Origin of the sequence: Staphylococcus pragensis, from assembly GCF_004785665.1 — a bacterium.
GTDB classification, from domain to species: domain Bacteria; phylum Bacillota; class Bacilli; order Staphylococcales; family Staphylococcaceae; genus Staphylococcus; species Staphylococcus pragensis.
The window spans coordinates 211,203-224,606 of sequence record NZ_SRPJ01000001.1 but is presented as its reverse complement, the minus strand read 5'-3'; the positions used below and the strand labels follow the sequence as shown (position 1 = coordinate 224,606).

The following is a 13,404-nucleotide window of genomic DNA, read 5'->3' as shown; positions in this document are numbered from 1 at the left end:
AGATTGCGTGTTTTCAAATATTACTTTATTATCAAATTATATTATTAAAAGTTTTTATATGATTTATGAGGAGGATATAATGGCTAATATTCGGATACTTAATACTGAAGATTTAGAAATTTATAAAGCACTATTAGCAAATAATGCCTATACATTTTCTTGGGATCAGCTTTATCACCAACATGTTTCAGACGATTATCTACTTAATATCCTCTCTTCAAATGATGAATATTGGAATATTTTTGGCATATTTAAAAATAACGAACTAGCAGCTTGTGTAACGTTGCGACAACTTAGGCAAATTGGAAGACAACATAAAGCTATTGTTGAAAACCTCTTCTTGAAAGTTAAGAAAGACGAAATCATCGCTCAAGATTTAGTATGTGAAGTCATTAATTATGCGAAAAAACAAGGAATTGAAAAATTAATGACCTGTGTCACATCTAATAATATTAGTGGCAAAATATTCTTTACCTCTTTCGGTTTTGAAATGCTTGGTTTAGAAGAAAATTCAGCTAAAGTCGGCGATGAATATTTCGATGTTCATTGGCTACTTTATGACATAACTTAAACTTTTAAAAATGCCTATAAGTAAGCATTAGTAGCCTCAAAAAACCACTCTAGCTAAATGCTATTAATATATTATAATAAGTGGTACGTTTTAAATTTTTGGAAAATTTTAATTATTCGGCATTAATATGGATGGGGTGTTTTTTTGATTCAGGCAATTATTCACGGTTTATTATTAGCATTAGGCTTAATTTTACCATTAGGTGCACAAAATATTTTCATTTTCAATCAAGGTGCAAATCACACTAGGTTTAAACGAGTCATTCCTGTAATTATTACTGCAGGTTTATGTGATACAATTTTAATTCTTTTAGCGGTTATAGGAATTTCTATTATTTTGCTTACAATTCCGGTATTGCAATTAATTATTTATATCATCGGCCTCATATTCTTATTTTATATGGCCTGGACCTTGTGGAATGCTTCCCCTCAAACAGTAGAGGTATCGAATCAAACCTTTTCACCGCGTAAACAAATTAGCTTTGCATTATCTGTGTCCTTATTAAATCCCCATGCGATTATGGATACGATTGGAGTCATTGGCACCAGTGCTTCTACTTATTTTGGTTCTGAAAAGATAGCATTTACATTAGCAACGATTTCCGTTTCGTGGATATGGTTTATCTTTTTAGCAGTACTTGGACGTACAGTGGGTCAAATTGACAAATCTGGCAAGCTTGTTCTCCTGTTAAATAAATTATCGAGTATAATTATTTTAATCGTTGCATTCATTATTATTACGAAAATTTGGCATATACTTTTTTAGATTGCAAAATTAAAAAAATGAGCGTGAAAGTGAGTATGTATAGTTTTAAATACATCTTCACTTTCACGCTCATGCTATTTAACTCTAATGTTTTACTTCTTCAATTGGATCTATTTTTTCAATGTATTTAAATTGTTGATTGTCATATTCAAATTTTAAAATATGGCAATTCCCAATAGCTACTTCTGATGCTGCAGCATCTCCAATCCATGTTCTTAAAAAGGCTTGAATGCCAGTGCCATGGCTCACTGCTAAAACAGTTGAACCCTCTGACTGTTCCATCATCTCTGTTAACGTACGATTCAAACGTTTTTCTACTTCTTCTCTAGAATCTCCTTCGAATGCGACTAAACGATTACCAAATAAATCGCTGTTATCCCAAGCCGCCGTTAACAAATCTACACTTTCCCCTTCAAATAAACCAAAACTCCATTCTTTTAAACCTTTAGAGCGTTGATAAGGCGTGTTAGGCGCTACATTTTCTAAGGTATCACATGCGCGCTCAGAACTTGATGAATACAAACTGTCAAACTTAATATTTTTATTTTTAAAATATTGTCCAGCTATTTGAGCTTGTGAAATCCCTAATTCTGTTAATGGAGAGTCACTTGCTCCTTGAACTTTTCCTCTTAAATTAAAAACTGTTTGACCATGTCTCATTAAATAAAGTGTTTTAGACATTTACTACACCTCAATTTTTTATTTTTGAAAATAAAAACATTACTACTAAATTAGCGTAATGTGTTTAATCCACTAATGTTAAATTTGGCTATATCTTAAAACTTTATAATTAAATAATATTATACATTAATTTCTTAATTTTCAAAAATGATATAAGGTAAAAAAATAATTATGTAGTTTAAGCCCTATTATGACGGGTATAGATTAATACAGGATTTACAAATACTAAAGGAGTGTTAATTATGAGCAATCATAATGAATATAGTTATGTTAATCCTAATAAGCTCTCATTAGAGTGGGAATGTTTTATTATAAGTAAATCAGATATGTTACTAGATGGAGTTCCATGTGAACTTATCAATTCATGGATGGATAAGGACATTATTCAACCATTTTCAATAAAAGATAATGAGATTAATTTTAAAACAAAAGATGTGTGGAAGGCATTAAATACGCAAAATTGGTATAGCGCACACTTAAATTAATTTGTACAGACTAATGGCACGATTAGCACTTTCAATAAGCTGATGGTCGACATAATTTGACATAACGTAAGTTCTAATTGCTTTATTATTATGTTCGTGTTTGGGAAAATCGTGATCATTCACGATATAATTTGCTAAACTTCCAAGAGGCGTATCATCATTAATAAAACCGATAATAAAATCATAAAATGTCATAATTACCCTCCTCAGTTTAATCAATTTTATAATGTTTAAAGGTTTTTTACTATATATTATGTATTCATGTTAGAAAATTCGAATTAATAATTCAACTCATATTCTAACTATAAATAGATTGCAATTATTGATAATGCGTAATTGATTATCATGTTTAATATATTGTATAAAAATTAATTGTCCATTTAAAAATATTAAACCACGTAACTTTTAAATAATCACTATATTATTTTATGGGGCTACTTTATTTTTTTATAAATGTGTCTAAATTGTGAACATTAAAAGTGATTTATCTATTTATTTTTACATTAAATTCCCTTTCTGATTGACATTGGATTTTAACATAATTCATTTATATAAATTTATCGTTTAGATTAAAATATATCACTGTTGACCAAGCTTAAATGTCTTAGTTGACGGTTTTTTTATGACTTAATTTATGAGAAATTTTGTCAAAATTAAGTCATTATAAAAATACAATTTATTTTAGTTAGATAGTAAGTTTGCCCTACCTTCATTTAATGATATGATTAAAATAATGATTTTATAAAATGTAAGAGGTGACACCCATGAATTCAAACAAACTATTTTGGTTAAATATTGTCATGACAATTGTGTTTTTAGGGTTTAATATTATAGTCACCTACTATCCTAAATTAGATGATTTTTTTTGGCTTATTCCTGGTTTAATTGTTAGCAGTATCATTATTATTATCAGTTTGAGTAGTGCAACTATTTACAAAAACCTTGTAAGCGAAATTATTTTTCTAATTAATATCGTTTTACTGTTATATTACTTATATCCATTAATATATAATTTCTTTTAAACTGCAATTTAGGAGGCTTAAAATATGAGTACACATTTAACCATTTTACTATGGCTAGGTATTTTCTTCGTGATAGCAGCCTCAATTATATTAGGCTTACTGCTTAAATCTAAAAAAGAAGAACGCAAAGAATCATATCTAGGATTCACAGTAGTATTTTATATTTTCGGTTTTGCTTTACTTATATATGTATTGATTTTTGGTATTTTATAATTAAAGTTAATTAAGAAATCTAAATCTATATTTTATTTTTCCTTAATTTAGATGACTGGTAACTTAGCGTATATCATTGAGGAGAATTGAAGTGACATTCAATCAACAACTTATTGTTAAAATTTTTTCTATCCTACTATTAGGATGGGTATGTCTATCATTTAACACTTATGCTAAAGACGATGATTTCGAATTACAACCTGGAGATATTATTTTAACTAAAGGTCCAGTATTATTTGGGTTTTTTGGTCATTCTAGCATTGCGTTGGATCATGACACTGTGTTACAAATTGAGGGCCCTGGGCAGAAACCTATTACAGAATCGTTTGATTCATTTAAAGAACGTTTTGGAGAAGGTCAAGATGACTGGATTAAAGTTTATCGATGTTCTAAAACCGGAGCCGGTCAAAAAGCTGCAAACTGGGCAACACAGCATTATAAAGATAGTGATAAGACATACTTAGTAACGATTAATCCTAAAAGCGAGCGATTTACCTATTGTACAAAAATTATCTATCAAGCCTATAAATATGGTGTAAATAAAAATGCAGTCAATGATCAAGGCCTATTTATCATTTCACCTTATGCTCTTGTGGATAATTTTACGGATGATTACCGACTCAAATTAGTTAAAACATATTAATCTTATAACAAAGAAAGGCGAGAAGAACTCATAAATGATTTCTTCCCGCCTTTTTAATTTATCGTTCTCTTCGTAAAATGCTAGTAAATCTGTTTGTGATAGTTAGACTGTTTCTCTAAAGTAATTAATGAAATGCTCATTTTCTTCTAATAAATCAATGTAAGAAATAGAACTAAACGGAATAATACGTGTACAATTTTTAAGCGGATAAATAATTACTTCATTTTCATAGTCTAAATGAATATCATTTTCTAATACCATTTTCTTTGAACCAACAACAACTGCAATAGCTTTGAAATCCTTATTTTCAAAGTATCTTTTTAGTAAGTTTTTATTCATTTTATATCACATCCTATTCACTTAATATTTATCACACTCATGTAAATAAACAGTGAATTGAATGTATAAATTAAGTAAACTACTAAAATCTTTGTATATACAATATTTTTTTAATACTAATTCATTAATTTTATAGTAAAATAAAAATATATTTTATATAAGAGGTGTGTATTTTGAAAAAAGTTTTAGGTATATTTTTATTAAGTTTTTTAATTTTAGCTGGATGCAGCAATTCATCTAATGATAACAGTAAAAATGAAGATAAAGCTGATAATAAATCTACTGAATCTTCTAAAAAAGATAAGACAACTAAAGAAGATAAAACTACTTCTAAAGACGAGCAATCTAATGACGAAGATAATTCAAATGAAAATAATACTGAAGAAGTGTCTTCTGATAACGAAAAAGATAATGCTAATAACCAAGAAATAGAGACTAGTGAAAGTGCTGATACAAAGGATAAAGCTACTGGTAATAACGAGCAAGTAAATGTTAATAACATTACGGATCGCGCAACTTTAGCTAATATTATTAATAGCAATGAATATACAGAACAGCAAAAAATCATAGCTTATAATAGCGCAGTAGCTAATGGTGTTATTCCTCAAGGTAATGTAATGGAAGGACCTGCAAGTGCTGCTTACGCTAGTTCTTTGAGAGTTGAAAGTGGTCAAGAGAAATCAATATATGACAGAACTTCAAATAACCAAGATTCTGATAATACTCAGGATGTTAACGCAGAAATTAACGCAGCCACTACTGAAGATGAATATGTTGATGCCCTTCGTAAAAAATATCATGGTGGATTATCGTCAGGAGAACTTCAAACCAAATATGCTATTGAACAAGGATATTATGATGGCGACGATGCCGATGAAGTTTATCAAACTATTCAACAACGTGAAGAAGACATTGCAAATGGTAAATATGATAAATATAAATAATATTTAGTAAAAAGTATCTGAAATACAATTATTATTTCAGATACTTTTTTCATTTCTAATAATTAAGTTATTCTACTTCAATTCTTTTCTCATTTGATATAAATGGAATGGAGGATGATCGATATTCCCTACTATCTTAAATCCTTGCTTTTTATACAATCTTACCGCTTTATCATTATCTTTCACTACAGTCAGTGATATGTTATTAAATCCATTTTCAAGCGCTTGTTGTTCTGCATAATCTAATAATTTTCCCCCTACGCCTTTACCTCTGGCATCTGGCATAGTAGCTAACATACTAATATGGTATTCATCTTCTTGACCCTCTTCCATTGAGACAAGTGCATAGAAACGTTTAGGGTGTTTAGCAATTGAAAGAAATGGCTTTAATTTATTCATTGAAATAATTTGAAGCACGGTTGGCGTCATCGCTTTTTCTATTTGCTCAAGCGGTGCACATGTAATGGCGCCTAGAACTTTCTCATCTTGAACCGCCACATATGAAATATCATGACTAAATCGATTGGCACGATTTTTCCATAATTTTTGTAAATCTGCTTCAATTTCTTTTTCATTATTCTTTCCAAGGATGACCTCAGCCATGTTATCTATAGCTGCATAAGTCAGTTGTCCCCCTTCTTGATGTTGAGGACGTCCTTTTTCAATATGTATATCACTCATCATATTACCTCCTAACATACTATTTACTTTCTTTTTTAAAATAAACAATATTTGTGATATAAAAATATTTAATATATAATAAACAATTATTTAAATTAACGAAATGATTTTCTCTACTCTAAAAATTTTAATAAGGAGCCCTATCATGAATAAAAGAGGTAACCGGTACTCCAAACTATATTATTTATTCCTCGTTGTTATAATTTTTGCAACAATCATTATTTCTTTCATCTTTTACAAAACACATAAAGAACAATCCTCCTCTTCATCAGATTATTATTCAAGTTTTGAAGATTTGGATAAAAATACGACTGAAGGCAAGGATTGGCGTATTCTAACTAAAAATCGTAAAGATAATCATATATTAGTTACTGCTATTCATGGCGGTGGTATTGAACCTGGAACTACTGAATTAGCTAGACGTATTGCTAATATAGGTAAATACGATTTCTATTCTTTTGAAGGACGCCTTCCAGAACACAATGAAAAATTGCATATTACTTCAACCGTTTTTAATGAACCTACGCTTGAAAAGATGTTGAAACATACTGATGAAACGATCTCAATTCATGGCTATTCTGGAGAAGATCCGGTCGTTTATGTAGGTGGACAAGATAAAAAATTAGCCAAATCTATAAAACGTTCTCTTGAAGATAAAGGTTTTACAGTTCAAAAGAGTCCTAAAGGAATCGAAGCGATGTCTTCAGACAATATCATTAACAGAGATGATGAAGAGTCTGGTGTTCAACTCGAATTAACCACTGGGCAGAGAGCTCTATTTTTCAAAAATAAAAATTTGAACCAAAAAACTAGAAGTAATTCAGATAATTATACAAAGACATTTTATAAGTTTGCAAAAGCTGTTAACGAAGGTATTAAAAATGCACAATAATAAAGATAATGCCTTTAAAAATTAATTATTTATAGGTTTCCTACTATACGGAAATTGGGTATAAATAATTATTATTGAGGGAGGAATTGCAATGTTAGACGATTTTACTAAAGAACAAAAATATACTGTCGCTAAATTTTATAAATTGTATATGGAGCGTTCTAACAGCGGGCAAAGTGAAGCAGAAGCAAATGATTTTAAAGATAGTATCACTGCCCAAGATGATTATTTTTGCGATAGAGAATACAGTGATTTCTTAGAAAACTGTAAAGTACTCATCGATCACGGTTATTTAGAAGGCGACATATCAGCAGATAGAATTGATAATATTAAAGTAACTAATAAGGCTTTTACTGAAATTGAAAGAAGCTTTAGTTAAACTTAATGCTACGTTAGAGCACTTACTAACGTAGTTTTATTTTGATTGAAAAGGTGATGACATGTCTAATTCTAATTGGAAAATTAATAATCATTCACAAAGACCGTTAATGATTCAAGAAAATAATGAAGAAATATCAATCGTTGAGCCATTATCAAATGGCACTTTTCGAATTTTAGCTGAAATTAATATCACATCAAATAAAGATAATACTAAGTTATATGATGAGACGCTATTTGTATCTGCTAGCGTTGATGACAAAGAACTGAATATTTTTGATAAAGCTTAATCGTCCTTAAAGAGACTAAATAATGTTAAATTTATTAACGATTGATTTACATAATCTTTTAAAAAATAATTAGATGTTAATTTTTAGGTAATATTTATTACTTGATAAGTATAGTACAATATAATTAATGACTTAAAAATTCAAATGGAGGTACAGTATGGATAAAGCATTATTTTACATAGGTATGGCTTTATTAGTTATAGCTTTTATCATAATATTATTTGCCATTATCGCAGTATTTAAAAATAAGAGTTATTTAAAATACTTTGCAATGGCAATTACTATTATTTTACTAAGTATGCTTGCATTAGGTCTTCATAAAGTAATTGAAGGCAATAATCCATCAGCTACAGAATCAACTCAAACTAAAGAACATAAAGATGATGATGACAAAGCTTCTAAAGACAAAAATAAAGATAAGAAAAAAGACAAAGAAGATAAAGAGGATAAATCTTCTAAAGATAAAGACAACAAAAAAGATGAAGACAACAATGATGATAATGCTGACGACCAAAGCACTGAAGAAGAACAAAATGATACTGACAACCAGAGCCCTGAAGAAGAGCAAAACAATGCTGAAGAAGCAAACAATGAACAACAACAAGATAATGCTCAACAAGAGCAAGGTACTGAGCAGCCACGACAACCTGTCGAACAACCCGCTAATAATCAAACTCAATCTAACAACCAGGAACAAGGCAATTATAATGTAAACAATCAATATAACAATCAAAGTAACCGTTCAACAACTAGACAGAACAATGTAAACAATAATAACAACAATGATCAAACTGATAATCAAACTAATGGTGTTGCTAACGATAACAATGCAACGGATTATGATTACAACAATGGCACTCAAGATAATTACAACAACACTGATGGTCAAACTGATAATGTAGAAACGTATTCAGCTAATGATGAACAATCAGAAGATGCTGAACAAAGCCAAGATAATAATGTAGCAGAAACAGACAATCCAAATGGAAATGTGAGTAATCAATAAAAAAAGCAGATAGGCCTCGCCTATCTGTTTTTTATTGATTTATGGCAATTTCTCTAATTTTGATAATTTCTATTGAATAATAATAAATATATGCCATACTAAAATTATAATTATTTAAATTTTACAAAATTTTAAACTTTTAAATTATTAAATACAAAGGGTGATAATATGAAAAAAGTAGCGTTTTTACTACTTTCAAGTTGTTTAATATTAGGCGCTTGCAGCAGTCATGATAAAACAGCTAAAGACGTGAAAGAAAGCACACATAAAAAAGATAATCCAAAAGCACATAAAGGTACTGGTGACTCAGTTCGTACAGATGGCAAAAAAATTAATAAACATTAAATTATAAAAACTAGGATACCCATTACTTTTTAATAAACTTATTAAAAAGTAGTAGGTATTTTTAAATTATTCCATATAAGAATCATTGCCAGTTTTTAAGTATCTCCTTTTTATCGAAAGAGTCAATAAATGCATACTCTATAGCTTCTCTATTAATTCTTTTAATTTCTTCGGTAGTAATCATGCCGTTTTCAAGTAAAGTAAGATATTCTTTAATCAAGTTAGTTTGTGTGACAATTCGATTATCTGTATTGATTAAATATGGTATGTTTAGACGTTTGAGACTCCCTAAATCTATCTCTTTAATATGGTTAATGGCTTTAGTTTGAACATTACTTCTAGGACATATCTCTAATAATACATTTGAATTTTGAAAATGATTTAATTGTTCTTTATCATTAAATAGCGCTACCCCATGTCCTATTCTTTTTGCACCCATTTTCACAGCATCATAAATATTCTTAATACAACCACATTCACCTGCATGCAACGTGATATTAAGCTCCTTATCCTTAGCATATTGAATAGCTTCAGCATGTTGTGACATTGAATTGTCATCTTCGCCACCTGCTAAATCAACACCAACTATATATTTTTTTAGTAAATCAGTATCATGAATCTGTTTAAAAATATTTATGTTCTCTTCATTTGAATGATGTTTCATACCGCAAACTAGTATTCTTACCATAATGCTATATTCTGATTCTGCAAATTCTGCACCTTTACATACAGCTTCTAACGCATCTCTAATACTCATATCTTTTTGAGTGTGAAATTTTGGAGCAAATCTCAATTCTATATATTTAATTCCATCTCTTTGAGCTTGATTAACCACATCTATAACACTTTCAGTTAGGCTCTCTTCCGTTTGCATCGCTTTTAAAATCTCATCAAAACACGTTAAATATTCTGCCAAATCTTCACATTCTTCGCTAGCTGAAACTTTATTAAAATCTAAATCCAAATGTTGTAATTCTGCTTGTTTTTTCAAATATTCATAACTAACAGAACCATCTAGATGACAATGTAATTCTATTTTGGGTATTGCAATGAGTTCTTCTATATTTACCATTACCAATTCACCTACTAATAAAAAATATATTGTTAGCATTATACAATACCTGGTTTAATTTTCAATTTTTTATTTAGCCAATTTCATATGCAAAATCGGATAATCTCTTCCTTGTCCATCTTTTTGGGATTCATCATATTTAATAAAGCCATTTTTCATATAGAATTTAATAGCATTTTTGTTATCTTTATTCACATCAACAAACTGGACTTTATTTTCTTTAATTAAATATTGTACTATTTTTGTCCCGTATCCTTTATTAAAATATTTAGGATCTATAAATAACATCTCTAAGTTTTGATTATTAGTTCCAGAAAAACCGATGACTTTACTACCGTCGTACCATAAATATGCCTCTACATATTTAAAATAAGTAGGTATTTCTTTTTTTTATTCTAATCTGTCAGTTTCTTTTAAAAAATCATGCGTTTCTAACACAGATCTTTCCCATACATCTAATGCTATGTCATAATCATTTTCTTCTAATTGAATTTTACTTAACTGCATACTTACCTCCTAAAATATCTAAATTTAATATAAGGAACAAAAAAGGATTTAACAACCACTAAATTGATTGCTAAATCCTAGAATGTATCCTCTATCAAATTATAAATATCTTAGTATTTATAATGAATGAATATTTACCATAACTTCACTTAAAATATATTAAAAATTTTATAAAATCTAATTGCAACGCTATGCACAATATAATATATTTAAGTAGGTGTTGTTGGTTTTTATTATACGCCAATATAGTAAAAGCCAAATACACTGTTATGGGGATAAGTCTAGTCACTACTATCCTAGTGGTTAGATGATGTAAACAGGATAAACGCCAATTTATCCTCTTTATTCCCCTTTTTTATTTGTCTATTAAATCTTTAACAGACAAATAAATGATATTTAATTAATGTAATTTTATACCTCAACTCTTTTTTGTTGTCAAGATATTAATTATCGCTAATTTTTTCTAATTCATAATTTATATTATTATCTTCTTTTAAATTTTTAATTTCTTCTTCACTTTCTATTTTATGCAAGTTATCTTCTTTACTACTTAACTGTTGCAATATTATTTTATCATTTTCAAACTTGATTAAATGTACAAAATATGTATCTTCATTTCTCTCAAATGCAGTTGAATAAAAACCACCTTTTTTATTAAAGAAATGTTTAGGTAGTTGATGAGTTATTAAATATAATTTTTTATCTTCTTTTAAAACTTTATATTCAGCACGAGCTTCCTTACCAGCATTAACTTGACCTTGAGCTAACACCATTTTTAAAGTGCCATCTTTCTCAAAAGTGAAATTAGCTTCTACTTTTCCATCTTGAATAGCTTTATAAGTATTTCCAACTAATTCATTACTCGCTTTATCTTCTTTGCCACACGCTGTAACAAATATAATGAGTATCAAACAGGATAGTAACATTAACGTCTTACGATGTTTTAGTATTTTCATAGTTGCACCTCTAATCTTCAAGACTATTATATATTTTTTTTATATTATATCAAATCAAAGAGTGTTAGTTGATAAAAATTTTTATCAATTTTTGCACTTTTTTATCACTTATTTGATATATTTTAGATTTCCATTGATTTTTTAGCTTTAACATTTCTAATTGATTTAATTTAGCCATTATTCCTTTCTTTTTTTATAATTTACTTTCTTTCAGATTTATATTTGATTTATCAATCAGTCATATCAACTAAAAAAAGATGCAAAAATTGCGATGAATTTAAAAATGATAGAATTAGTTGATGGATATAGTTTAGATAAACATATCTCACTTGTTAATTATTATCGTAAGTGGTTAAAAGTAACTAAAGAAAATGTTGTAAGTGAAGCTACATATAAAAGATATTTATTGTCTATTAAAATTTTTGAAGAATGTTTTGGAAATATAGATATTAAAGATATAGATTTGATTAGTTATAGACAATTTCTTAAAAATTATGGAAAGGGTTTATTCGGTAAAAACAAAATAAATCCCCCTAGAACAAATAGTACAGTCAGTAAATTACATAGTTGTCTTAGACAAGGTTTTCAAACTGCTATTGAACAAGGACTTATTAAACACGATCCTACCATAAACGCTAAACCTCTCGGATACAAAGAAGCTCAAAGAAATGATGAAAAGTATATGAATGAAACTGAATTAAAAAATTTAATTAAATATGTAAAAGATAAGCCCTCTTTATCGTATTTATGTGTTTATATACTTATTATTACAGGTTCTAGATTTACTCCCATTAGAAAGATGTATTAACTTATTTAAACAAATTAATGAATTAAATACATTGTCATAACACTATATTTGTGACTAAATTTTTGTGACTAAATTCAATCAATTTTAGAATTTTTTAGTCACAATGTGACTAAAATTTTTTTAATAGATATTAATGGATATTAAGCTATAAATTCATAAACTCTTACAAAGCCTATTATATCAATGGTTTTCAAATGAATTAAAAAAACACTCAAAACAGATATTAACTGTTTTAAGTGCCAATATGGAGGCGGCGGGAGTAAATACACCGCTTCATCAATACGTTATAAAAACCTAACAAACGTTAATATATCAACTTTTAAATGGTTATACAACATTCAGTTGAAATTTAAAAATTTAATAAACATCATCTTTTTGGGGCAAATTATTTAAGAATATTTACATTACGATTCAAAAAGTTGTACATACTGAATTTCATCACCTTTAATTACCACAGTTGATTTACCAATAAATACATAGTTTGCTTCAAAAGAAATTTTCAATTCTTGAATGTTATCTACTTTAATGTTAGTTACTCTTTGAGAATGTGGATATGAAAATTTAATTTCTTTTAACTCTTTGATTTCTACATAATCATTATTTTTTAATCTAATGAAACAATTCATCATAAAACCTCCTTATATACATATGTAATTATACACTGTTTTAACTATAAATAAAAGTTATCGTTTATACTATTACCTATAAGAATATGTTATAATATAGATGTATCAAAAATATTTTAATTGATACACAGCAACCGTTTTGTAGTTATTGCCCTGTGTTGATTGTTTATAAATATTTTT

General features: G+C 28.3%; 21 protein-coding genes. 13 read left to right on the top strand and 8 right to left on the bottom strand.

Annotated features, from left to right (window positions below):
- The first annotated feature begins 79 nt into the window (after nucleotides 1-79).
- Complete coding sequence (locus E2558_RS01160; RefSeq protein ID WP_126565165.1) at nucleotides 80-571, top strand: GNAT family N-acetyltransferase; 492 nt, start codon at nucleotides 80-82, stop codon at nucleotides 569-571.
- Nucleotides 572-715: 144 nt separating this feature from the next.
- Nucleotides 716-1,336, top strand: coding sequence for a LysE/ArgO family amino acid transporter (locus tag E2558_RS01155; protein ID WP_126565164.1), 621 nt, complete (start codon nucleotides 716-718; stop codon nucleotides 1,334-1,336).
- A gap of 84 nt (nucleotides 1,337-1,420) precedes the next feature.
- Here E2558_RS01155 and E2558_RS01150 read toward each other — a convergent pair whose 3' ends face one another.
- Nucleotides 1,421-2,017 (bottom strand): histidine phosphatase family protein, encoded by a 597-nt coding sequence (locus tag E2558_RS01150; RefSeq protein ID WP_126565163.1) that lies wholly within the window; start codon nucleotides 2,015-2,017, stop codon nucleotides 1,421-1,423.
- A 242-nt stretch (nucleotides 2,018-2,259) separates the two neighbouring features.
- Here E2558_RS01150 and E2558_RS01145 point away from each other — a divergent pair, with 242 nt between their 5' ends.
- The gene (locus tag E2558_RS01145) at nucleotides 2,260-2,502 is read left to right on the top strand and encodes an SH3 domain-containing protein (RefSeq protein ID WP_126565162.1); all 243 of its coding nucleotides are present in this window, start codon (nucleotides 2,260-2,262) and stop codon (nucleotides 2,500-2,502) included.
- Here E2558_RS01145 and E2558_RS01140 read toward each other — a convergent pair.
- Entirely contained in the window at nucleotides 2,494-2,697 is a 204-nt protein-coding gene (locus E2558_RS01140) for a sterile alpha motif-like domain-containing protein (protein ID WP_126565161.1), read from the bottom strand. The two genes, E2558_RS01145 and E2558_RS01140, sit on opposite strands and share 9 nt — an antisense overlap.
- Before the next feature lie 569 nt (nucleotides 2,698-3,266).
- On the opposite strand from E2558_RS01140, the gene tsaA reads away from it, so the two are divergent.
- The 3 genes from tsaA (at nucleotide 3,267) to lnsA (ending at nucleotide 4,380) form a co-directional block, all read left to right on the top strand.
- Nucleotides 3,267-3,524: a type II toxin-antitoxin system antitoxin TsaA gene (tsaA, locus tag E2558_RS12435; RefSeq protein WP_126565160.1), complete on the top strand. Its 258-nt coding sequence runs from the start codon at nucleotides 3,267-3,269 to the stop codon at nucleotides 3,522-3,524.
- Between the two features lie 24 nt (nucleotides 3,525-3,548).
- Nucleotides 3,549-3,737 carry a type II toxin-antitoxin system toxin TsaT gene (gene tsaT / locus E2558_RS01130; protein WP_103299108.1) on the top strand — a complete coding sequence of 63 codons (189 nt, stop codon included), beginning with the start codon at nucleotides 3,549-3,551 and terminating at the stop codon, nucleotides 3,735-3,737.
- Between the two features lie 76 nt (nucleotides 3,738-3,813).
- Entirely contained in the window at nucleotides 3,814-4,380 is a 567-nt protein-coding gene (lnsA, locus tag E2558_RS01125; RefSeq protein ID WP_371869267.1) for a lipoprotein N-acylation protein LnsA, read from the top strand.
- Between the two features lie 102 nt (nucleotides 4,381-4,482).
- On the opposite strand, the gene E2558_RS01120 is transcribed toward lnsA, so the two are convergent.
- On the bottom strand, nucleotides 4,483-4,719 hold the full coding sequence (locus E2558_RS01120; RefSeq protein ID WP_126565158.1) for a hypothetical protein: 237 nt from the start codon (nucleotides 4,717-4,719) through the stop codon (nucleotides 4,483-4,485).
- A 164-nt stretch (nucleotides 4,720-4,883) separates the two neighbouring features.
- Here E2558_RS01120 and E2558_RS01115 point away from each other — a divergent pair, with 164 nt between their 5' ends.
- Nucleotides 4,884-5,663 (top strand): hypothetical protein, encoded by a 780-nt coding sequence (locus E2558_RS01115; protein ID WP_242490299.1) that lies wholly within the window; start codon nucleotides 4,884-4,886, stop codon nucleotides 5,661-5,663.
- A gap of 72 nt (nucleotides 5,664-5,735) precedes the next feature.
- Here E2558_RS01115 and E2558_RS01110 read toward each other — a convergent pair whose 3' ends face one another.
- Nucleotides 5,736-6,344 (bottom strand): GNAT family N-acetyltransferase, encoded by a 609-nt coding sequence (locus E2558_RS01110; RefSeq protein ID WP_126565156.1) that lies wholly within the window; start codon nucleotides 6,342-6,344, stop codon nucleotides 5,736-5,738.
- 145 nt (nucleotides 6,345-6,489) lie between these two features.
- Here E2558_RS01110 and E2558_RS01105 point away from each other — a divergent pair, with 145 nt between their 5' ends.
- The 5 genes from E2558_RS01105 (at nucleotide 6,490) to E2558_RS12300 (ending at nucleotide 9,255) form a co-directional block, all read left to right on the top strand.
- Nucleotides 6,490-7,236 carry a poly-gamma-glutamate hydrolase family protein gene (locus E2558_RS01105; protein WP_126565155.1) on the top strand — a complete coding sequence of 249 codons (747 nt, stop codon included), beginning with the start codon at nucleotides 6,490-6,492 and terminating at the stop codon, nucleotides 7,234-7,236.
- Nucleotides 7,237-7,327: 91 nt separating this feature from the next.
- Nucleotides 7,328-7,615 (top strand): hypothetical protein, encoded by a 288-nt coding sequence (locus E2558_RS01100; protein ID WP_126565154.1) that lies wholly within the window; start codon nucleotides 7,328-7,330, stop codon nucleotides 7,613-7,615.
- 61 nt (nucleotides 7,616-7,676) lie between these two features.
- On the top strand, nucleotides 7,677-7,904 hold the full coding sequence (locus tag E2558_RS01095) for a hypothetical protein (RefSeq protein ID WP_126565153.1): 228 nt from the start codon (nucleotides 7,677-7,679) through the stop codon (nucleotides 7,902-7,904).
- Nucleotides 7,905-8,061: 157 nt separating this feature from the next.
- The gene (locus E2558_RS01090) at nucleotides 8,062-8,910 is read left to right on the top strand and encodes a hypothetical protein (protein WP_126565152.1); all 849 of its coding nucleotides are present in this window, start codon (nucleotides 8,062-8,064) and stop codon (nucleotides 8,908-8,910) included.
- Between the two features lie 168 nt (nucleotides 8,911-9,078).
- The gene (locus tag E2558_RS12300) at nucleotides 9,079-9,255 is read left to right on the top strand and encodes a hypothetical protein (RefSeq protein ID WP_168210207.1); all 177 of its coding nucleotides are present in this window, start codon (nucleotides 9,079-9,081) and stop codon (nucleotides 9,253-9,255) included.
- Between the two features lie 82 nt (nucleotides 9,256-9,337).
- On the opposite strand, the gene add is transcribed toward E2558_RS12300, so the two are convergent.
- From add to E2558_RS01075, 3 genes are all read right to left on the bottom strand, one after another.
- Nucleotides 9,338-10,327: an adenosine deaminase gene (gene add / locus E2558_RS01085; protein WP_126565151.1), complete on the bottom strand. Its 990-nt coding sequence runs from the start codon at nucleotides 10,325-10,327 to the stop codon at nucleotides 9,338-9,340.
- A gap of 69 nt (nucleotides 10,328-10,396) precedes the next feature.
- Nucleotides 10,397-10,708 carry a GNAT family N-acetyltransferase gene (locus E2558_RS01080; protein WP_308669908.1) on the bottom strand — a complete coding sequence of 104 codons (312 nt, stop codon included), beginning with the start codon at nucleotides 10,706-10,708 and terminating at the stop codon, nucleotides 10,397-10,399.
- 569 nt (nucleotides 10,709-11,277) lie between these two features.
- Nucleotides 11,278-11,790, bottom strand: a complete 513-nt coding sequence (locus E2558_RS01075; protein WP_126565150.1) for a hypothetical protein — start codon at nucleotides 11,788-11,790, stop codon at nucleotides 11,278-11,280.
- 283 nt (nucleotides 11,791-12,073) lie between these two features.
- Between E2558_RS01075 and E2558_RS01070 the strand changes: the two genes are divergently transcribed.
- The gene (locus tag E2558_RS01070; protein WP_126565149.1) at nucleotides 12,074-12,598 is read left to right on the top strand and encodes a phage integrase SAM-like domain-containing protein; all 525 of its coding nucleotides are present in this window, start codon (nucleotides 12,074-12,076) and stop codon (nucleotides 12,596-12,598) included.
- A 404-nt stretch (nucleotides 12,599-13,002) separates the two neighbouring features.
- Here E2558_RS01070 and E2558_RS01065 read toward each other — a convergent pair whose 3' ends face one another.
- Nucleotides 13,003-13,224, bottom strand: a complete 222-nt coding sequence (locus E2558_RS01065; RefSeq protein ID WP_126565148.1) for a hypothetical protein — start codon at nucleotides 13,222-13,224, stop codon at nucleotides 13,003-13,005.
- Between the last annotated feature and the right edge of the window lie 180 nt (nucleotides 13,225-13,404).

Coding starts and splice junctions, on each gene's coding strand:
- E2558_RS01145 (WP_126565162.1), top strand. CDS start 2,260: ATGAGCAATCATAATGAATATAGTTATGTTAATCCTAATAAGCTCTCA.
- tsaT (WP_103299108.1), top strand. CDS start 3,549: ATGAGTACACATTTAACCATTTTACTATGGCTAGGTATTTTCTTCGTG.
- tsaA (WP_126565160.1), top strand. CDS start 3,267: ATGAATTCAAACAAACTATTTTGGTTAAATATTGTCATGACAATTGTG.
- E2558_RS01140 (WP_126565161.1), bottom strand. CDS start 2,697: ATGACATTTTATGATTTTATTATCGGTTTTATTAATGATGATACGCCT.
- E2558_RS01075 (WP_126565150.1), bottom strand. CDS start 11,790: ATGAAAATACTAAAACATCGTAAGACGTTAATGTTACTATCCTGTTTG.
- E2558_RS01150 (WP_126565163.1), bottom strand. CDS start 2,017: ATGTCTAAAACACTTTATTTAATGAGACATGGTCAAACAGTTTTTAAT.
- E2558_RS01070 (WP_126565149.1), top strand. CDS start 12,074: ATGATAGAATTAGTTGATGGATATAGTTTAGATAAACATATCTCACTT.
- E2558_RS01160 (WP_126565165.1), top strand. CDS start 80: ATGGCTAATATTCGGATACTTAATACTGAAGATTTAGAAATTTATAAA.
- add (WP_126565151.1), bottom strand. CDS start 10,327: ATGGTAAATATAGAAGAACTCATTGCAATACCCAAAATAGAATTACAT.
- E2558_RS01090 (WP_126565152.1), top strand. CDS start 8,062: ATGGATAAAGCATTATTTTACATAGGTATGGCTTTATTAGTTATAGCT.
- E2558_RS01065 (WP_126565148.1), bottom strand. CDS start 13,224: ATGAATTGTTTCATTAGATTAAAAAATAATGATTATGTAGAAATCAAA.
- E2558_RS01100 (WP_126565154.1), top strand. CDS start 7,328: ATGTTAGACGATTTTACTAAAGAACAAAAATATACTGTCGCTAAATTT.
- E2558_RS01105 (WP_126565155.1), top strand. CDS start 6,490: ATGAATAAAAGAGGTAACCGGTACTCCAAACTATATTATTTATTCCTC.
- E2558_RS01110 (WP_126565156.1), bottom strand. CDS start 6,344: ATGAGTGATATACATATTGAAAAAGGACGTCCTCAACATCAAGAAGGG.
- E2558_RS01120 (WP_126565158.1), bottom strand. CDS start 4,719: ATGAATAAAAACTTACTAAAAAGATACTTTGAAAATAAGGATTTCAAA.
- E2558_RS12300 (WP_168210207.1), top strand. CDS start 9,079: ATGAAAAAAGTAGCGTTTTTACTACTTTCAAGTTGTTTAATATTAGGC.
- E2558_RS01095 (WP_126565153.1), top strand. CDS start 7,677: ATGTCTAATTCTAATTGGAAAATTAATAATCATTCACAAAGACCGTTA.